The sequence below is a fragment of the Moraxella sp. genome (genome assembly GCF_030525845.1).
Taxonomy (GTDB): domain Bacteria; phylum Pseudomonadota; class Gammaproteobacteria; order Pseudomonadales; family Moraxellaceae; genus Moraxella.
Map to the genome: position 1 here is coordinate 157122 of NZ_JAUNDY010000001.1, position 19642 is coordinate 176763.

Below are 19642 nucleotides of genomic sequence, written 5' to 3' on the forward strand. Positions count from 1 at the left end.
GGTAAGAATGGCGGTTAAATGGGGGTGTCGGTGGTATCGCCGTCCTTTAATATTGCCAAATCGTCCTTGCAAATATTATCAAGTTGAGATTTGCAAAAAGTGGGGTCTAATCGACAAATGACGTTTTGTAACTCCTCAATGCGAGCATCTTGGGCTTGGATGTGTACCAACAATTTGGTGATACTGGTGGTTAGGGGGTCATTAGCGTCAGGGCTTAGTCCATAGGCGTTAAAGTTGATGTCTTGAACGCTTTGGGGATTGATTTGGCTTTTTGGGGTGTTTGGCTTGGTTTTATCAATCATGCGAGCAGATGAGCCAACCATCGTGGTATTTGCAGGGACGGGTTTGACAACGACTGCATTTGAGCCGATTTTGGCATTATCGCCCACCGTAAAACCCCCCAAAATCTTAGCTCCTGCTCCCACCACGACATTATTGCCAAGTGTGGGGTGGCGTTTTGCACCTTTTTCCCATGAAACGCCACCGAGTGTCACCCCATGATATAAAGTAACATCATCACCAATTTCAGCGGTTTCGCCAATCACAACGCCCATGCCATGATCAATGAATAAGCGTTTGCCAATCTTGGCGGCAGGGTGAATCTCAATGCCTGTACCAACACGAGTAAGGTGTGATAGTGAGCGGGCTAAGAATTTGTGGTCGGCTTGCCATAGTGCGTGTGAAAAACGATGGGCAATGCGTGCATGCACTCCTGGATAGGTAAGCAAAATCTCTGGCTTGTGGCGTGCGGCAGGGTCTCGCTCCAAGACGGCGGTTAAATCATCATCGATGGCATGAACCAAATTTTTTAGACGGCGAATGATGGACATGATGTTTTCCAATGAATTTAGTGTGGTATTTTACCATCAAAAATATGATTTTACCACTTGTCATGACGAGTGCAAATTTATTTAACATAATCTATACTTTTGAACTGACGCCAATATACTAACCCCAATCTCATAAAAACAATAAATTTATCAAAAGGTAAATGGCAAGTTATCCCTCCAAAATGGCAGATTGTATTTTAAAAGAAGTAAAGGCTTAATTGGGGGTGGTTTTCTTTTTAATCAGTACCAATACAGCACCGTTACCGCCATCTTTGGGAGGGGCGGACACAAACGCCATGACATCACTGATTTGGCGCAACCAACCGTTGACGTAGGTTTTTAAAAGAGCATCCGTACCTTTTCCGTGTACGATTTTTACCACAGTTTCGCCATTTTGTTTGGCGTTATTAATCAGTAAAAGCACCGCTTCTCTGGCGTCGTCAATACTAGCACCATGCAAATCAACCGCATCATACCAACGTAGCTTGCCTTGTTTTAATTGCTCAAAGACTTTGTTTTGGAGGGTGGGATTTTTGTAACTTAAAAAGGATTCGGCGGACACAGGGTTTAGCAGAGCCTGCATGTCAGAGAGTTTGGCACTCTGGACTTGCTCTGCTCCTTCGGCACTGGCTCGGCGAAAGAGGGCGTTTGGGTCTTTGGGGTTGGTTTTTTGGGGGTGACTGACAGAGGGGTTGTGTTGTAGGGGTGTAACGCCGTGCATTGCCTGTGCAAATAATGCTTGGTCGTCCATTTCTTTTTGGCTGATGATTGGTTTTTTGGGTGATGGGCTGGGCTTTTTGCTCATTTCTTTGAGCTGATTTTGGGCGTCTTTGGAAAGTAGATTTTTAAAAGTACTCATCGGATTATCCAAATAAATGTTGGCTTAATTTTAACATAACGTACGGATTTTTGGATTATTTTTTCGCACTGATGATGCCACTTGCCACGATGATGGCAATGCCAACCAATGCCCATGCATCAAGCACTTCGCCAAACAGCACTACCCCAAACAAAATCACAAACACCACGCCCAAATAAGACAATGTCGCTACGACAAATTTTTGCCCCACTTGATAGGCATAAGTCATCAAAAGTTGCCCTGCTAGGGCGGTAATGCCCACGCCAACAACATAAGGCAAACTTGCCAAACTTAGGGGCGTAAAACCAAAAAACAACGCCAACACCCCAGACATGAGTGTGGATAATAACGAAAAATAAAACACAATCCGCCACGCAGGTTCGCCAAGCAAGGACAACTCTCGCACTTGCAAATAGGCATAGCCACTAATCGCTCCGCTCATCAGTCCCATGAGCATGGCAAAAGTGTCGCCTCCTGTGCTGGGTTTTAATAAAATCACGATACCAATAAAACCCAAGATTAGTGATACCCAGCTGATTGGCGAGGGTTTTTGCTTTAAAATGATGATGGACAAAAGTCCCAAAAACAAGGCGGATGTATTTTGTAGGGTGCTTGCCATCGCAAGGGGCAAATGCAACACCACATAAAAATTCATCAGCAGAGCGACCGAGCCAGCGAGCGACCGCCAAAAATGTTCTTTGGGATAAGCCGTGCGAAAATCTCGCCCCTTTGCCCACGAAAATCCGCCCAACACCACCAGCGAAAACAGTACTCGCCAAAAGGTGATTTCGTAGGTGTGCATGGCAAACTTTTGCCCAGCCAATTTGACAAACACGAGCATGAGAGCAAAGGATAGGCAAGCGATGACCATATAAAATGAGCCAAAAAACGAGCCTTGATTGGGGTTGGTGGGGCTTGACATGATAAAATAATGGTATAAATTTCCCATTATAACATGATTTTATTATGTATAAAAATTGTAAATTTTGGGTTAAAAATCGGCGTTTAAAATTTTCTTTTCGGACAATAATAAATCAATAACAAATGATTACATTTTAAGTGATAGACTTTGATAAAATGTCATTACCTTTTGTTTGATGGAGTTATTTATGCCAATTCGCCATTATGCTTATCCTACCAAGAACCGCAAAAATATCAAAATCAGAGATATTGGGGGTTTGCCTGATGATGTACAATTAAAATTTCAAAGTGTAGACATTCGCTATCATCAAAGTCAAATGCAAAAACAATTTTTCTTTTGCACCGTACATTTGCCCAATCAAAAGGACGATGAAGGCTATGATTTGGAATTGGAGATTATGATAGATGATTTGGGCAAATCTTATGATGAGGTTGGCGAGATGATTGATGACATTCATCAAAGTAGAAAATCCTTTAAAAGGTATGATAAGTACGATGAATATCATATGCTTTATGCCAATGATGATGATTATGATGTGAAAAACTATGATAATGATGAATTTAATTTACAGGGTGGATTATATAGTTATCATTACGAAGTACGGCTTAATGATGTTAAATTTGATGATTTAAAAAATCACACCAAAGTTTGGTTTGAAACACCCAAAGACGCAGGTGGTTATCTTGTCTTAAAAATCAAAATTAGTGGCACAAGCTATCAAGGTATGGTTATTATTGATGGTAAATACTTGGTGTAAATGGTGTTATCAAAATAAAAAAGGGATAATGACTTATCCCTTTTCTGTATGAATGATATTAACGATTTGGCAAATGCTCTTTGACATCTTTGGCAAATTGGCGTAACACTTCTACCGTCGCTTCCCAATCCAAACAGCCGTCCGTAACCGATTTGCCATATTCTAATTGTGATAAATCGGCAGGGATATTTTGGCGACCGCCTTTAAGGTGGCTTTCAATCATCAAACCCATGATGGATTTGTTGCCATTTTGGATTTGCTCGGCAACGTTGGCGATGACCATAGGTTGTAAGTAGGGGTCTTTGCCTGAGTTGGCGTGGCTTGCGTCCACCATGATTTTACCGTTGGTTTTGCCTTTGGCAAGCTCGTTTTCGGCAGCAGCGATGGCGGTGGCATCATAGTTGGGCTGGTCGTTGCCACCACGTAGGACAACGTGAGCGTATTTGTTGCCTTTGGATTTGATGATGGACACTTGACCGTCTGATGACAGACCCAAAAAGCTATGCCCTGATTTGACCGCTTGCATGGCATTGACCGCCACCGTCATTGAGCCGTCTGTGCCGTTTTTAAAACCGACAGGGCAAGACAGACCGCTTGACATTTCACGGTGCGTTTGGGATTCGGTGGTTCTTGCTCCGATGGCTGACCAGCTAATCAAGTCCTGCATGTATTGTGGGGTGTTGGGGTCAAGAGCTTCGGTGGCACAGGGCAAGCCTTTTTCATTGAGTTCAAGGAGTAGCTTGCGAGCCATGCCAAGCCCCTTTTCAATGTCAAAACTGTCGTCCATGTTTGGGTCGTTGATGAGACCTTTCCAGCCTGTGGTGGTACGAGGTTTTTCAAAATAGACACGCATGATGATAAAAAGCTCGTTTTTGAGCTCTTCTGCCAAAACTTTTAATTTATCAGCATATTCGTGGGCGGCGACCGTGTCATGAATGGAGCAAGGTCCTACGACCACCAAAATGCGTTTGTCAACGCCGTCCAAAATGTCTTGAATGACTTTGCGACCGTGCAATACGGTACTAAACGCAAGGCTTGATAATGGATAAGTGCGTTTTAATTCAGCAGGGGTAATGAGCGGAGTGATGCTTTCGATGTTCACGTCATCAATTTCGGTATGGTGGGTTAAAAATGACATAATGCCTACCTTGTTTTGTTGTTTTGTGGGTTTGGCTATTATGCACAGATTTGCACCGTTTGACAAGTCAAAATCCACCAAAAATGGCAAAAATTGTAAAAATTGGTTATTGATTGGTCAAATTTGATAAATTATGGTTATGTTAAAAATGCGTAAAAGTTTGGCAAGTGTTGCAAATTTTATCAAAATGTATTATAATTTGTATATACAATTTTATTAACAAAAACTTATTGATAATAGGTGTAATCATGGCAAACATCGTGGCTCGCATTGATGATGAGTTGAAGGCTGAATCTTTTTTGGCATTACAAGAGCTTGGCGTAACGCCGTCTGAGCTGATTCGTCAGACCTTGCAATACGTGGCTTATCACAAAAAATTACCCTTTAAAACGGTGGTTTTGACGGACGAAGATGACGAACTTTTGGCACTTGCCAAAGAACGCCTTGCCAATCCTGCTCCACGCATTCAAGTGAATTTGGACGAGCTGTGATGACGTACACACTGGAATTCGACGAGTGAGCATTCAAAGAATGGCAAAAATTAGGCGACACCATTAAAGCCCAATTCAAAAAGAAATTGACCAAAATTTTGCAAAATCCGCACATCACCGCTAACCGTCTGAGTGGCGAACACCATTTGTACAAAATCAAATTGCGTTCAGCAGGTTATCGCCTTGTTTATCAGGTTGAGGTGTTTGTGATTGTGGTGGGCAAACGTGAGAAAAAGGCGGTGTACGAGCTGGCTCAGGCACGGCTTGGCAAGGGTGCGGACGAGCAAGCCTAAGGTGGTAAAACTTCAAGCAAAATTTTGCCCAATTTTGCCAAATGTGCTATCATAGTGAAATTTTAATTTTGAGAATGACAATGACTACGCCCACTTATGTTGACATTTTGTCCGTTGTTGCCGATGATTTTGCTGTCATGGATAAGCAAGTTTTTGGCTCTTTAAATTCCAAAGTTCAGCTCATCATGAAAGTCTCCGACCATGTCATTAACGCAGGGGGCAAACGCATGCGACCGTTGATGACGCTCCTTGTGTCTCGCCTGCTTGACGATAAGCAAAATCAGCAAAGTTTGGAGCTTGGGGCAATCACCGAAATGCTCCACACCGCCACGCTCGTGCACGATGATGTGATTGACGAATCGGGCATGAGACGTGGGCGACCGACCGCCAACGCCACTTGGAATAATGCCACTGCGGTGCTGGTGGGCGATTATTTGATTGCCCGCTCGTTTAACCTTTTGGTGGGTTTTAATGACATGACACTCTTAAAACTCTTTTCGGACGGTACTTGCGACATTGCTGAGGGAGAGGTATTACAATTACAACATCAGCACAACATTGAGACCACCGAGAGTGATTATTTGCAAATCATTGACGGCAAAACTTCTCGGCTCTTTATGATGGCGTGCGTGGGTTCGGCTCTACTTCATGGCAAGCATGATGATAAAGAATTATTGGCGACTTTGTCGGACTTTGGACAGCATTTTGGCAATGCTTTTCAGATGATTGATGATGTGCTGGACTTTGTGGGCGATAGCGAGACGATGGGTAAAAACTTAGGCGATGATTTGGCAGAAGGTAAGCCCACTTTGCCAATCATCAAAACCTTAGAATTTTTAAAAAATACCAACTCGCCCGACTACGACCGCCTAAGAATTGCCGTACAAACAGGCAAAACCGACAATGCAGGCGAGCTGATTGAGCTGGTGCGGTCAAGTGGGGCTTTGGATTATTGCAAAAATCGAGCGTTGGACGAAACCGCCCTTGCCCAAAGTGCGTTGATGAAATTACCCGATAACAAATACCGTCAAGCGTTGTATCAATTGACCGAGCTGGCAAGTGCAAGACTGGTATGATTGTTAAAAACCACCGTTAAATGGTGGTTTTTTATGATTTGGTGTTTTTGATAAACAACCAATATTGATGATTGTGGGTTATTTTTAAAATATGTTGTTGTTCTGTTTGATAAATTTCATAATCACCATTTAAAATAACATCATGGATAATGTTGTCATCTAAATCTTTGGGTGGTGGCGAGCAAGCAATTTCGGTCGTTGGTAAGTTGCCTTGAATTTTTATGCCTGTTTTGGTGAGTATAAATTCACCATTCATGGTGTTGCAATTATTGGGCATATGCACCCAATAATTGTTTAATTCTACACTTTTTTCAAAGGTCAATACAAAATCATCTTTTTTAACAATTGGCAAATTTATGTTGTTAAAATTGGCATCACTAACCACAATCAATCGCCATTGATTGGATATGTTTTCATAAGTTAACGCTAATTTTTGCCAATCATTGGATTTTAAGGAAGTTAATAATTCATCATTGGTTGGTAATGCTGGCGGTGGATTATTGTTGTCTTTGCTAATATTTGCGATATTGACATCATTTTCAATCGTATTTTTTGAATTTTGATTGTGGTTGGTGCAAGCAGAAAGTAACATTATGGCTAAAAGAATGGAAATTTTTATGTTCATCATACTGTGTCCTTGTTAAGTTTGATGATTTATTATCACACATCATATCGATGATTTCAAATGGAGAATTGGATAAAAGGGTGGAAATCTTGGTTGATTTGGTGAACATCCTTTCACCACCCTTGACAAAGCCTCAATCATGGCTATAATATCACGCCAATTTGTAACAAGATGTTTCAATCATGACTTTTTTGATTTTTGCCATTTGTGCCAGCGTGCTGGTGTCCGTTTTTCTCAAAATCGCTCGCCAAAAAAACCTAGACATATACCAAGCCATTTTGGTGAACTACATTACCGCCATTACATTGTGTGTGCTGTTGCTCAAACCAAACTTTGACAACATCGGTGAGGTGGTGTCTAGTGGGGCGTTTATTTTTGTGGCGTTGGGTATTTTGCTTCCCAGCGTGTTTGTCATCATGGCAAAGGCGGTGGCACTGGTGGGGATTGCCAAATCCGATGTGGCACAGCGTTTGGCGTTATTTTTGCCGATTTTGGCATCGTTTACCATTTTTGGCGAGAGTTTGACCCTTGCCAAAGGTGTGGGGATTGTGCTTGCCTTTGGCTCGCTCGTGGCTTTGACTTATAAACCTGCCCACACCCAAAGCCAATCACAACTTAGCCTAAAAAACACCGCCTTGATTTTTGGGGGGGGGGTGTGGGTTGGTTATGGCGTGATTGATATTTTGTTTAAACAAATGTCAAAAATGGGCAATGCCTTTCCCAGTACGCTACTCATCAGCTTTGTGTTGGCATTCGTGTTATTGCTGGTTTATTTGCTGGTTAATAAAACCAAGTGGCAACCCCAAAGTTTGGCAAGTGGTGTGATATTGGGGGCGTTAAACTTTGCCAATATCTTATTTTATATCAAAGCCCACCAAGCCTTTAAAGATGACCCCACCTTAGTATTTGCAGGCATGAATATTGGCGTGATTTGTTTGGGGGCGATTGTGGGACTACTTATTTTTAAAGAAAAGATTTCCAAAATCAATGGCATGGGTATCATACTTGGCATTTGTGCGGTGTGGTGTTTGTTTTATTTGAAATGATTTAGTGCTATAATACCTCTTTTGTTTGGTGTTTATTATGACAAAATCAATTTATCCTGTCATTACCATTGATGGCCCAAGTGGTGCAGGCAAAGGCACAATTGCTTATCGTCTTGCCGAGCATTTTGGCTTTAATCTCCTAGATAGTGGTGCTTTATATCGCATTGTGGGTTTGCTTGCGTTTAAACAGGGCATTTTGACCAATGACATTTTAAATGGCAAAACAGACAATGACTTTGAATCAAAAGTTGCCGAATTAACCCAATCTTTACAGCTGGATTTTGTGATTAACAAAGAACGCCAAACGGTGGAAATCGTGATAGATGGTAAGCCTTTGGCGGACGACATTCGCACCGAGACGGTGGGGGCGTACGCCTCTAAGGTGGCGACTTTACCAAGCGTTCGCACCGCCTTGCTCGATGTTCAGCGACACATGGCAAGCCGTTCAGGGCTGGTGGCAGATGGTCGAGACATGGGGACGGTGATTTTTCCAGAGGCGACTGCCAAGATTTTTTTGACCGCAAGTAGTGTTGCCCGTGCTGACCGCCGTGTTAAGCAGTTGATAAATAACGGAAAAATTGCCGATTATGACAAGATTTTGGCAGAAATCAACGCACGGGACGAACAAGACCAAAACCGTGCCGTTGCCCCCCTAAAACCTGCCGATGATGCCTTGATGGTTGATAGTTCAGAAATGAACATTGATGAGGTGTTTGCCAAATGCGTGGCATTTATCAAGGAAAAAATGGCGTGATTGCAATACGGACATGCAATTTATTTGTGAATTGAAACTTTAAACCTTGCTTATTTGCAAAACTTGTATTATAATCGCAAAGATTTTTTGTGGCTTGTCAAGCCAAAACTAGCACTTCTTGACAAAGTCCACGCAACGTGAACCGTACTGGCTAGACAGGCTACGGCTATTTTTAAGGTAAATTAAATGGTATCATTTGCTGAACTGTTTGAACAAAGCAATGCAAACGAAGTAAAAGTTGAAATCGGTGCAGTTATTCAAGGTAAAGTTGTCGCTATTGACAGCGACTGGATTACTGTGGACACTGGATTGAAGTCTGAGGGCATCATTGAGCGTGCTGAATTTTTAAATGAAGCTGGCGAGCTTGAAGTAGCTTTGGGCGACACTGTGGACGTAGTGATTGAGAAAGTTGATAACGGCATGGGTCAAACAGTGCTTTCTCGTGAAAAAGCCAAGCGTGAAGAAAGCTGGCGTGCACTTGAACAAATTCATGAGAATGATGAAATTGTTACCGGTCTAATCTCTTCAAAAGTTAAAGGCGGCTTTACTGTTGAGATTGGCTCTGTGCGTGCTTTCCTGCCAGGTTCTTTGGTAGATGTACGTCCTATCCGTGAGACTACTCACCTAGAAGGCAAAGAGCTAGAATTTAAAGTTATTAAAATTGACAAAATCCGCAACAACATCGTGGTGTCTCGCCGTGCCGTTATGGAAGCTGAAAACAGTGCCGAGCGTGATGAGCTACTAGCCAAGCTAGAAGAAGGTATGGAAGTGGTGGGTATCGTTAAGAACCTAACCGACTACGGTGCGTTTGTTGATTTGGGCGGCATTGACGGCTTGCTACACATTACCGACATGGCTTGGAAGCGTATCAAGCACCCATCAGAGGCGGTAGAAGTTGGTCAAGAGCTTAAAGTTAAAGTATTGAAGTTTGACCGTGAGCGTAACCGTGTAAGCTTGGGTCTAAAACAGCTAGGTGCTGACCCATGGAGCGAAGTTGAGCAAACCTACCCAGTAGGTACTATTACCAAAGCTCGTGTTACTAACCTAACCGACTATGGCTGTTTTGCTGAAATCGCCGAAGGCATTGAAGGCTTGGTGCACGTTTCTGAAATGGATCACACCAACAAAAACATTCACCCATCAAAAGTTGTTCAAGTGGGCGACGAAGTAAACGTGATGGTTCTAGAAATCGATGGCGAGCGTCGTCGTATCAGCTTGGGCATCAAACAAACTATGGCAAACCCATGGGAAGAGTTTGATAAAAAATACTCAAAAGGTGACAAAATCACTGGTACCATCAAATCAATTACTGACTTTGGTCTATTCATTGGTCTAGAAGGCGGTATTGATGGTTTGGTGCACTTGTCTGACATCTCTTGGACTGAAAATGGCGAAGAGGCTATCCGTAGCTATACCAAAGGCGACACCGTAGAAGCACAAGTTCTACAAGTAGATGCAGAAGCCAATCGTATCAGCTTGGGTATTAAACAACTAAGCTCTGACTCTTTTGGCGAATACTTGGCGACCAATGAGCGTGGTGCTATTGTTAAAGGTACTGTTAAAGAAGTTGATGCCAAAGGTGCCGTAATTTCTTTGGCAGATGATGTGGAAGGCTATCTAGCTGCTGCTGACATCGCTCGTGAACGTACTGAAGACGCCTCAAAAGTACTAAACGTTGGCGATGAAGTGGAAGCCAAAATCGTCCGTGCCGATCGCAAAGCTCGTACCATCACTTTGTCTATCAAAGCAAAAGATGAAGCTGATGAACGTCAAGCCATTAAAGAGCTTTCTAGTGTTGCCACAGAAAATCAACCAAAAACCTTAGGCGACATTTTCGCTGATCAACTAAAAGGTTAATTGGCAACTAAACAAAAAGACCTTGGAGGAATTCAAGGTCTTTTTTTAAATGAGTAATAAATGACAAAAAATTGGTTTTAATTTTACAAAAATTGCGGTATTATTTGAGTCTTAAAGTAGCTCTTATAAAACAAAGCAGGTTATTGTGGTGTACGTATTCACTGTAATTTATGCTCAATACCGTACCTTGTTGAAATGGTTTTGGAGAATACAATGCAAACAGCAGAGCATGACAGCAAATCTTTGATTTTAAAAAAGTCGGATTTAATAGCTAATGTCGTTCATCGATGTGAAAATTTAGAAGAGGCGGTGGTTGATGAGGCGGTGCGTGAAATCTTGGACATGATGACGTATAGCATCTCCAAAAATGAAAGGGTGGAGATTAGAGGCTTTGGTAGTTTTTGTCTACACCATCGTGATGCACGCAGAGCCAGAAATCCCAAAACGGGAGAATATGTGGACGTAGATGCAAAGGCTGTACCTCATTTTAAACCTGGTAAGGCATTGCGTGAATTGGTTGATGTGGCAGGGTAGGTAAGATAATGTTTTTATTTATTACGGTTTTGTTGATGGTATTTTTTGGGTATGCCATCGCATTGGTGCTTGCCAACAACAGTGAAATTGCTGTTAATCTACTTTTTTTGCAAGTGCCGACCACCAATTTGGGTTTGTTGTTGATTGTTAGTATCGTACTGGGTGTATTGATTGGTATTTTGTTGTCCTTGTTGCTGTTTAGAGTGCTGCAAAATAAACTTGAAATTCGTCGCCTTCAAAAAGAAAAGGCAGAATTACAGGCAAAACTCAATGAGGCAAACATCGTTATTGAACACTCTCGAAATTCTCACATACTTACTGATGAGACTTCAAATATTCAAACAGACAGTTCTGTGTCGTCTACTCACGAAGAGAGGTTGTAAACATGCATGAGTCTCTAAAATCGCCCATCGTTGTGGCTGTGGATAAGCATGATTTATCATCGGCATTGGCACTGGCTGATGAATTAGACCCTGCATTGTGCCGTCTAAAAGTGGGCAAAGAGCTATTTACTGCATGTGGCGTAGAAGTGGTTCGCTCATTTCATCAGCGTGGTTTTGAGGTGTTTTTGGACTTAAAGTTCCACGATATTCCCAATACAACCGCTCAGGCGGTTTTGGCAGCGGCAGATTTGGGTGTGTGGATGGTTAATGTGCATGCCTCCATCGGTTCTGAGGCGATGGCTTTGTGTCGCCGTAGACTGGACGAGGGAGATTATCGCACGCTACTGATTGCTGTTACGGTGCTAACCTCCATGACACAAAATACGTTATTGGAACTAGGGGTGCATGGCTCATTGGAGGAGCACGTGCTTCGTTTGGCAGGTCTAGCACATCGTGCAGGGTTGGACGGTGTCGTCTGTTCGGCACAAGAAGCCAAAAAATTAAAAGAGACATTTGGGTCGGATTTTAAATTGGTAACGCCTGGCATTCGCTTGTCTAATGATGATAAAAACGACCAAAAACGTGTCTGCACGCCTTGTGAGGCATTGAGCAATGGTTCGGACTATTTGGTTATTGGGCGTTCTATTACTGGTGCAAATAACCCCAACCAAAAATTAAGAGAAATCTTAACCATAATTTAAGAGATGTGCCAGTACTCTAAATGTGCAATTTCAATCATGTTAAATTAAAAAGCCCTGACATTTATCAGGGCTTTGGTTTATGAAGATTAAAAACGCTTTTTAAACTTGCCGCCTAAGGCATTTTGGGCGTTTTGTAACTCGTTCATTTTTTGGCGAACTTGCTCTTCGCTCATGCCCAAATTGATGGTGCTTGGGTCAAGTCCCATTTCATGAATTTCATTGGTCATTTTGGCGAAATCTTGCTGTTTATTGCCACCAAACAATGGACCGCCTCCACTCATGCCTTTGGTAAGACCTTGTACCGCTCTCATCATTTTTTCGATGCCGTCAGGACGGCTAATCATTTTCATCATTTTTGCCATTTGTTTATGCTGTTTTAGTAGGGCATTGACATCTTGGATTTGTTTGCCAGAGCCAGCGGCAATACGGCGTTTACGACTGGGGGTGATTTTGTCAGGGTTTTGGCGTTCAAAGGGGGTCATGGAGTGAATGAGTGCTTCCATTTGCTTGACCTTTTCCTCAGGCTTGGCTTGTGCTAGGGCTTCTTGGATGTTTGCTCCGCTCATGCCCGGCATTTTGTCCAAAAATCCTGCCATGCCTCCCATGTTTTTCATTTGTTGAAATTGGGTAAGCAGGTCATCAAGGTCGAACTCGCCACCTTTTTGGATTTTTTGAGCCATGCGTTCGGCTTGTTCACGGTCGATTTTGTTTTCAACCTCTTCCACCAAACTAAGCACGTCGCCCATACCCAAGATACGCTGGGCGATACGCTCAGGGTGGAAAAGTTCTAGGGCTTCTAATTTTTCGCCACGACCCAAAAATTTAATGGGTTTACCCGTAATGACACGCACCGACAACGCTGCACCACCACGAGCGTCCCCGTCCGTTTTGGTTAAAATCACACCTGTCAAGGGTAGGGCATCGTTAAAGGCTTTGGCAGTGTTGGCGGCATCTTGACCTGTCATAGAGTCCACGACAAATAGAGTCTCGGTGGGGTTGACGGCTTCGGTCAGCTCTTTGATTTCGGTCATCATCTCCTCATCAATCGCTAGGCGACCTGCGGTGTCAATGATGAGAATGTCAGCAAATTGGATTTTGGCTTGTTCAATGGCACGGTTTGCGATGTCAATGGGTTTTTCGTCCACGCTTGACGGCACGAACATTGCTCCAACTTGGCTTGCGACAAATTCAAGTTGATTGATGGCAGCAGGGCGGTACACGTCCGCTGAGACGAGCATGACTTTTTTGCCTTGTTTGTCTTGCAAAAATTTAGCCAGCTTACCTGCAGTGGTGGTCTTACCCGCCCCTTGCAAACCTGCTAGCAGATAAACCACAGGCGGTTTACCTGTCATTTCTAGGGCTTGGTTGGCACTACCCATCATCTCGGTAAGCTCGTCATAGACGATTTTGACGAAAGCCTGACCCGGTGCAAGTTCTTTTAGCACCTCTTGACCGAGCGCCTGTGCTTTTACTTTGGCGACAAAATCACGAGCCACAGGCAGGGCAACGTCCGCCTCTAAAAGTGCCATGCGTACTTCACGCAACGTGTCTTTGATGTTATCTTCGGTCAGGGTGCTTTGTCCAGCAAGCTTATGTAGCGAGCCAGAGAGTCGTTCGGTTAAGGTGTCAAACATAGCAATTCCAAAATTAAAGAAAATTTAGGTTATTTTATGATAAATTGAAAAATTATGCTATTATTATTGCATATTTTGTACCAATTTTATGATAAAGAGGTAGTTGTGTTTGCTGTGTATGTGGTTGGCATGCTGATTTATGCAGGTGTGGGTCTGCATTTGTATTATGCATTGATTAAAAATCAGCCAATTTTAAGAATGATGACACTATCGGCATTGCTGGTTGCCATTGTCTTGCATGGCTATTTGCTGACACCGCAGATTATCACGCCTTATGGTCTAAACTTTAACATTTTTAATGCGTTGAGCTTGATTGGGTTATTTTGTTCACTGTTTTTTGTGTTGTTTAGCTTGTATCGCCCTATTTTAAGTTTGGGCGTGCTTGCTGTGCCAACGGCGTTGGTGGGTATGAGCTTTGGGCAGTTTGGGCATGCACCATATCAGCCTCTAACCAACATGAATTTGGGTTTACAAATCCACATCTTGCTGTCCTTTGGGGCATATTGCGTGCTACTGATGGCGTGTGTTCAGGCATTGATTTTAAAATTACAAATCCGTGAACTTAAACATCAAACCATCAATCGTTTTTGGGTGGCAAAACTGCCATCACTTCAAAGCATGGAAGGCTTGTTATTTGACATGATACTCATGGGTTTTGTGATTTTGAGTGTCGCCATTGGTATGGGGCTTGTTTTTACTTACGATGTGATGGCTCAACATGTGGCACATAAGCTGGTGTTTAGTGTGTTGTCGTGGGTGGTGTTTGGGGTGTTTATCATGGGGCATTATCGATGGGGGTGGCGAGGCAAAAAAGCTTCCAACTTTACCATTTATGGGTTTATTTTGCTCGCCATAGGTTTTGTGGGATCAAAGGCGGTCTTGGAGTTGATTTTAAATCGGTAAACTACAAAAACCGTTATAAATGCTCATTTAATAATAAAACTGTCTCGCCTGCTTTTTTAACATCATCAAGACTAAGGTGTTTTTGTCCGCTTAGGGCTTGTCGCCATTTTCTTGCCCCTGTCAGTCCTTGAAACAGTCCTAAATAATGACGCATGACCAAAGTCAAAGGCACGCCCGATTTTTCAAAATCCGCCAATAGTACCAATAATTTCTCAAAAATTTCTCGGTGGGTTGGTGCACTTTCGCCCCACAAACTCATCATTTGACCCAAAAGCATGGGGTTGTGGTAAGCCTCTCGCCCAATCATCACGCCGTCCACACAATTTAAGTGCGTTGTAATTTCGTCAAGCGTTTTGATTCCGCCATTAATTTCGATAAAAAGCTGGGGAAATTCTTGTTTTAAGCGATAAACCTCATCGTAGCGTAGGGGTGGAATTTCTCGGTTTTCTTTGGGGGATAAGCCATTTAAAATCGCAATGCGAGCATGCACAATAAAATGCGTGCACCCCATATCCGCTACCGTACCCACAAAATCACGCATAAACTCATAACTGTCAAACTCATCAATGCCAATGCGGTGTTTGACGGTAACAGGGATATTGACGCTGTCTCGCATGGCTTTGACGCAGTCTGCCACAAGGGGGGCTTCTGCCATCAGACACGCCCCAATCTTATTAAACTGGACACGATCGGAGGGGCAACCGACATTTAAGTTAATCTCGGTGTAGCCGTAGTCTTGCCCTAACTTGGCACACTTGGCAAGCTTGTCAGGGTTACTCCCACCAAGTTGCAACACCACAGGCGGTTCATTATCAAAAAATTGCAAATGATGGTCGGTATAGCCTTGCAAAATCGCCCCTGTGCTAATCATCTCGGTGTATAGATAAGTATAAGGATTTAACAGACGGGCAAAAGTCCTTTGATGGGAAGTCGTCCAATCAATCATAGGTGCGACACTAATTCTCTTGGTATTTGATTTTAAAGCGTTTTGTAGGGAAAGCATTGGTGGATAAGCCTTTGGGTTGTTTGTATGTTTGTCGGTTTTCATGCGTTTTTGGTTGTTTTTGTGCGTTTTTGTCGGTATAATTACGCCACATTTACGCCACAAAATTTTTTATCGTCTAATGGCGTAAATTTGATACAGGAACACCACATGGGAACGATTAGCGAACGCAAGCAAAAAGACGGTACAGTCCGTTATCGTGCTGAAATCCGCATTAACAAAGACGGCACGAAGTTTAGTGAGTCAAAGACGTTTAGTAATAAAACACTTGCTAAGAATTGGCTCAAAAAACGAGCTAGAAACCGACTCTACATTATTACAAAAATTGCCTAAAAAGTCCATGTCTTTTGGCGAGCTTGCCACATTGTATGTAGAAAGTGCAGGCGAGTGGTTTGGATGACAATATTACCTTTGCTACTGCACCCACAAAGTAGCGTTTTACACCAAAACACGCCTAGTGCTATCCTGTCTACCATCTACATTCAAGATGTTTAACGACACCTCCACTAAATCAAACCCCACCCAATTCCCACAATTCCCACAATCCCCACAAAAATCAACAACTCCTTACCCAATTTTTTATGATAAGCGATTAAGGCGGTTTTGTCTTTTCTGATTTGATAAATGGCATGCAAATATTTTAAAAATGATAACATTAAAAATGCCAAAAACATTGCGATGACAAAATGTCCAAAATTCTGCCGTTCAAATGAAATGGGAATAACGGTATTATCTTTAATTTGATATTCTGAATATTCGGTTTGTAATACCCCTTCATTGATATATTGATAATTGCCATTGTCTAAGATTTTTAAACAAGTTTCCATACAATTGCCATATGGCTCGGTAATTATTGGCTTGGGGTTGGTTTTAAAATCCTGCCAGCGTTGTCCATCAACCATAAATCTTTCATTGGGAGTGTCGGTGGGTGTATAATATTCTTTTTCTAATTTGCTAAGGCTGATTGTAATAAGAGCAGTTAATAAAAACCAAAGGTAAAAGATGCCGATGGTTTTGAATAGGGATAATAGGGTGTGGATAAGTTTTTTCATTTAAAACATCCAATTAAAATTCAATATCTTGATAAATATCCGCTACTTTTGCTGTATAATCAATGCTATTTAGTTTAAAACTTTGTTCAATGGTAAAATTTTCAGCTTTCCAATCGTTCGCTTTTCTATAAACAAAAATTTGTGGGCTATTTAAATCTATCAAAACATATTCTTGCAAACTTTCCAATCTTTGATAATGTTCAAATTTGGCGTTTAATAGGTGTTTATTTTTATCGGTTAAAATTTCAAAAATAATGATTGGTTCTGTGGAACAAGGCTTATCACCATTAACGGTTTGTCTTTTTTCAAGAATTGCTTTTGGTAAATAAATATTATCATCGTCAATTTTTACATCAAAATATTGTAAAAATAAATGGTCGTCAGATGATTTTCTGTATAAATCAATTAAATTTCCTGTAATTTTAGAAATAATTCTGCCATAATGTAGCGTTAAAATTACCATATCATTAATAATTTCATAACGAGTATTTTCAAGACCCTTTGGTGTGTATTCTGTCCAAAGTTTCATTTTTCCAGCGTCATCACGCAATTTTTCAAGCAATTCTTGTTCATCATCAAATCTTGGCATTTCTCTCTCCAAAAAAATAAGGGAATAATCATTTATTCCCTTATTCTAGCAAATTTACAGCCTTTATTCTACTTGGCTCACATCTCTCACCGCCCCTGTATCAGCACTCGTGGTAAGGGCTGCATAGGCTCGCAGGGCTTGGCTGACTTCTCGTTTACGGTCAAGCGGTTTAAAGGCTTGTTTACCCCTTGATAGCTGTTTTTCACGGCGTGCATTTAACTCATCGTCCGTAACATCTAAGTGGATTGAGCGGTTTGGAATGTCAATGACAATGGTGTCAAACTCTTCTACAAGACCAATCGCACCGCCTTCTGCCGCCTCTGGGCTTGCGTGTCCGATAGACAGCCCCGAAGTGCCACCAGAGAACCGTCCGTCCGTCAGCAAGGCACACGCCTTACCCAAACCCTTTGATTTTAAATAAGAAGTTGGGTAGAGCATTTCTTGCATACCGGGCCCACCTTTTGGACCTTCATAGCGGATAATCACAATGTCGCCTGCCACAATCTTATCTGCCAAAATCGCTTCCACCGCAGAATCTTGGCTTTCAAAGACTCTGGCACGCCCTGTAAATTTAAGGATACTTTCGTCCACGCCTGCCGTCTTAACCACACAGCCACGCTCGGCAATGTTGCCAAACAGTACCGCCAAGCCACCGTCCTGACTATACGCAAATTCCTTGCTACGGATACAGCCAGATTCACGATTGACATCTAGGTTTGACCATTCACGATTTTGGCTAAATGCTTGCGTGGTGCGAATGCCAGCAGGGGCGGCAATGTAGAGATTTCGTGCCTCCACATTGTCAGGGTTCATAATGTCCCATTTGGCAAGGGCGTCCTTTAAGGTGGGCGAATGCACGGTTGGCACTTCGGTTTTTAACAGCCTTGCTCGGTCAAGCTCCGCCAAAATACCCATTACGCCCCCTGCACGGTGGACATCTTCCATATGGTATTTTTGCGTGGCGGGGGCGACTTTGGATAGGCACGGTACAGAGCGAGACAGACGGTCAATGTCCGCCATTTTAAAGTCCACGCCTGCCTCGTGTGCGGCTGCCAAAAGGTGCAAAATCGTGTTGGTACTGCCACCCATTGCAATGTCAAGGCTCATTGCGTTTTCAAAAGCCGACTTGGTGGCGATACTTCTTGGCAAAACGCTATAATCATCCTGTTCATAATGACGTTTGGCAAGCTCCACAATCATTCTGCCAGCTTGTAAAAACAAATCTTTTCGTTTGGCGTGCGTGGCAAGGAGCGAGCCATTGGCAGGCAAAGAAAGCCCCAACGCTTCGGTCAAACAATTCATAGAATTGGCGGTAAACATACCAGAGCAAGAACCGCAAGTGGGGCAAGCCGAACGCTCCACACTTGCCACATCGTCATCACTGATAAGGTCGTCCGCCGCGTCAATCATTGCGTCCACCAAATCCAGCTTGCGCACCTTTTTGCCGTCATCGCTCGTAACTGTCTCGTGCGTGGTGTGTCCGTCCGCCAAATCAGATGCCAAGACTTTGCCTGCCTCCATCGGGCCGCCAGAGACAAAAATCGTGGGAATGTTTAGGCGTAAACTTGCCATCAGCATACCAGGGGTGATTTTATCGCAGTTAGAGATACACACAAGGGCATCGGCACAATGGGCATTGACCATATATTCCACACTATCGGCAATCAAATCACGGCTTGGCAAGCTGTACAACATACCATTATGCCCCATCGCAATGCCGTCATCAACGGCAATGGTGTTAAATTCTTTGGCAACACCGCCTGCTTTTTCAATCTCACGAGCGACCAGTTGTCCTAAGTCCTTTAAATGCACGTGTCCAGGGACAAACTGGGTAAATGAGTTGGCAATGGCGATGATGGGCTTATTAAAATCATCGTCTGTCATACCTGTGGCACGCCACAAGGCTCTGGCACCTGCCATATTGCGACCTGATGTGGAAGTTTTGGAGCGGTAGATTGGCATAAATTTTTCCTTATAAAACTGTGGCGGTTGGCTACAATGTTGGTTGTGTAAATTGACTTATTTTAGCATTTTTTGGAAAAAAATTTGAAAAATTTAATTTATATTTTTAATGATTTTTATAACAAAAAGGAATGTTATGGGTTGAATGGCGGTGTTTTTGGTAATTATTTGTAAAATAGTCGCATTTACCCCTTGAAAATTGCTTGAAAATTTAAGATAATAGATAATTGTTA

General features: G+C 42.6%; 20 protein-coding genes and 2 pseudogenes. 12 read left to right on the forward strand and 10 right to left on the reverse strand.

Annotation, left to right across the window (positions count from 1 at the left end):
- Positions 1-14: 14 nt before the first annotated feature.
- The 3 genes from cysE to Q4B79_RS00790 all read right to left on the reverse strand — a co-directional run bounded on the left by cysE (position 15) and on the right by Q4B79_RS00790 (position 2611).
- Positions 15-830, reverse strand: coding sequence for a serine O-acetyltransferase (gene cysE, locus Q4B79_RS00780; protein ID WP_303084514.1), 816 nt, complete (start codon positions 828-830; stop codon positions 15-17).
- Positions 831-1044: 214 nt separating this feature from the next.
- Positions 1045-1701 (reverse strand): Smr/MutS family protein, encoded by a 657-nt coding sequence (locus tag Q4B79_RS00785; RefSeq protein ID WP_303084515.1) that lies wholly within the window; start codon positions 1699-1701, stop codon positions 1045-1047.
- Positions 1702-1744: 43 nt separating this feature from the next.
- Entirely contained in the window at positions 1745-2611 is an 867-nt protein-coding gene (locus tag Q4B79_RS00790; RefSeq protein ID WP_303084516.1) for a DMT family transporter, read from the reverse strand.
- Positions 2612-2798: 187 nt separating this feature from the next.
- On the opposite strand from Q4B79_RS00790, the gene Q4B79_RS00795 reads away from it, so the two are divergent.
- Positions 2799-3368: a hypothetical protein gene (locus Q4B79_RS00795; protein WP_303084517.1), complete on the forward strand. Its 570-nt coding sequence runs from the start codon at positions 2799-2801 to the stop codon at positions 3366-3368.
- Between the two features lie 58 nt (positions 3369-3426).
- Here Q4B79_RS00795 and Q4B79_RS00800 read toward each other — a convergent pair whose 3' ends face one another.
- Positions 3427-4506, reverse strand: coding sequence for a 3-deoxy-7-phosphoheptulonate synthase (locus tag Q4B79_RS00800; protein WP_303084518.1), 1080 nt, complete (start codon positions 4504-4506; stop codon positions 3427-3429).
- A gap of 248 nt (positions 4507-4754) precedes the next feature.
- Here Q4B79_RS00800 and Q4B79_RS00805 point away from each other — a divergent pair, with 248 nt between their 5' ends.
- The 3 genes and pseudogenes from Q4B79_RS00805 to Q4B79_RS00815 all read left to right on the forward strand — a co-directional run bounded on the left by Q4B79_RS00805 (position 4755) and on the right by Q4B79_RS00815 (position 6366).
- Positions 4755-4997: a type II toxin-antitoxin system RelB/DinJ family antitoxin gene (locus tag Q4B79_RS00805; protein WP_303084519.1), complete on the forward strand. Its 243-nt coding sequence runs from the start codon at positions 4755-4757 to the stop codon at positions 4995-4997.
- Positions 4997-5290, forward strand: a pseudogene (locus tag Q4B79_RS00810) (type II toxin-antitoxin system RelE/ParE family toxin). Before Q4B79_RS00805 ends, Q4B79_RS00810 begins: the two are co-directional and overlap by 1 nt.
- Before the next feature lie 80 nt (positions 5291-5370).
- Positions 5371-6366 (forward strand): polyprenyl synthetase family protein, encoded by a 996-nt coding sequence (locus tag Q4B79_RS00815; RefSeq protein ID WP_303084520.1) that lies wholly within the window; start codon positions 5371-5373, stop codon positions 6364-6366.
- A gap of 31 nt (positions 6367-6397) precedes the next feature.
- On the opposite strand, the gene Q4B79_RS00820 is transcribed toward Q4B79_RS00815, so the two are convergent.
- The gene (locus tag Q4B79_RS00820) at positions 6398-6994 is read right to left on the reverse strand and encodes an META domain-containing protein (protein WP_303084521.1); all 597 of its coding nucleotides are present in this window, start codon (positions 6992-6994) and stop codon (positions 6398-6400) included.
- A gap of 179 nt (positions 6995-7173) precedes the next feature.
- On the opposite strand from Q4B79_RS00820, the gene Q4B79_RS00825 reads away from it, so the two are divergent.
- From Q4B79_RS00825 to pyrF, 6 genes are all read left to right on the forward strand, one after another.
- A complete protein-coding gene (locus Q4B79_RS00825; RefSeq protein WP_303084522.1) occupies positions 7174-8037 on the forward strand; it encodes an EamA/RhaT family transporter in 864 nt (287 codons plus the stop codon).
- Between the two features lie 37 nt (positions 8038-8074).
- Entirely contained in the window at positions 8075-8791 is a 717-nt protein-coding gene (gene cmk, locus Q4B79_RS00830; protein WP_303084523.1) for a (d)CMP kinase, read from the forward strand.
- Between the two features lie 186 nt (positions 8792-8977).
- Entirely contained in the window at positions 8978-10648 is a 1671-nt protein-coding gene (rpsA, locus tag Q4B79_RS00835) for a 30S ribosomal protein S1 (RefSeq protein WP_303084524.1), read from the forward strand.
- Between the two features lie 213 nt (positions 10649-10861).
- A complete protein-coding gene (locus Q4B79_RS00840) occupies positions 10862-11182 on the forward strand; it encodes an integration host factor subunit beta (protein WP_303084525.1) in 321 nt (106 codons plus the stop codon).
- A gap of 8 nt (positions 11183-11190) precedes the next feature.
- Positions 11191-11565, forward strand: a complete 375-nt coding sequence (locus tag Q4B79_RS00845) for a LapA family protein (protein WP_303084526.1) — start codon at positions 11191-11193, stop codon at positions 11563-11565.
- A 2-nt stretch (positions 11566-11567) separates the two neighbouring features.
- On the forward strand, positions 11568-12266 hold the full coding sequence (gene pyrF, locus Q4B79_RS00850) for an orotidine-5'-phosphate decarboxylase (RefSeq protein WP_303084527.1): 699 nt from the start codon (positions 11568-11570) through the stop codon (positions 12264-12266).
- Positions 12267-12352: 86 nt separating this feature from the next.
- Here pyrF and ffh read toward each other — a convergent pair whose 3' ends face one another.
- Entirely contained in the window at positions 12353-13900 is a 1548-nt protein-coding gene (ffh, locus tag Q4B79_RS00855) for a signal recognition particle protein (RefSeq protein WP_303084528.1), read from the reverse strand.
- Positions 13901-14005: 105 nt separating this feature from the next.
- On the opposite strand from ffh, the gene Q4B79_RS00860 reads away from it, so the two are divergent.
- The gene (locus tag Q4B79_RS00860) at positions 14006-14803 is read left to right on the forward strand and encodes an inner membrane protein YpjD (RefSeq protein WP_303084550.1); all 798 of its coding nucleotides are present in this window, start codon (positions 14006-14008) and stop codon (positions 14801-14803) included.
- Positions 14804-14816: 13 nt separating this feature from the next.
- Here Q4B79_RS00860 and dusA read toward each other — a convergent pair whose 3' ends face one another.
- Positions 14817-15806: a tRNA dihydrouridine(20/20a) synthase DusA gene (gene dusA / locus Q4B79_RS00865; protein ID WP_303084551.1), complete on the reverse strand. Its 990-nt coding sequence runs from the start codon at positions 15804-15806 to the stop codon at positions 14817-14819.
- A gap of 150 nt (positions 15807-15956) precedes the next feature.
- Here dusA and Q4B79_RS00870 point away from each other — a divergent pair.
- Positions 15957-16100 (forward strand): annotated as a pseudogene (locus Q4B79_RS00870) (integrase); the annotation flags it as partial.
- A 212-nt stretch (positions 16101-16312) separates the two neighbouring features.
- Here Q4B79_RS00870 and Q4B79_RS00875 read toward each other — a convergent pair.
- The 3 genes from Q4B79_RS00875 to ilvD all read right to left on the reverse strand — a co-directional run bounded on the left by Q4B79_RS00875 (position 16313) and on the right by ilvD (position 19409).
- Positions 16313-16858 (reverse strand): hypothetical protein, encoded by a 546-nt coding sequence (locus Q4B79_RS00875; protein WP_303084530.1) that lies wholly within the window; start codon positions 16856-16858, stop codon positions 16313-16315.
- Between the two features lie 13 nt (positions 16859-16871).
- Positions 16872-17447: a Uma2 family endonuclease gene (locus tag Q4B79_RS00880; protein ID WP_303084531.1), complete on the reverse strand. Its 576-nt coding sequence runs from the start codon at positions 17445-17447 to the stop codon at positions 16872-16874.
- 63 nt (positions 17448-17510) lie between these two features.
- Complete coding sequence (gene ilvD / locus Q4B79_RS00885) at positions 17511-19409, reverse strand: dihydroxy-acid dehydratase (RefSeq protein WP_303084532.1); 1899 nt, start codon at positions 19407-19409, stop codon at positions 17511-17513.
- Between the last annotated feature and the right edge of the window lie 233 nt (positions 19410-19642).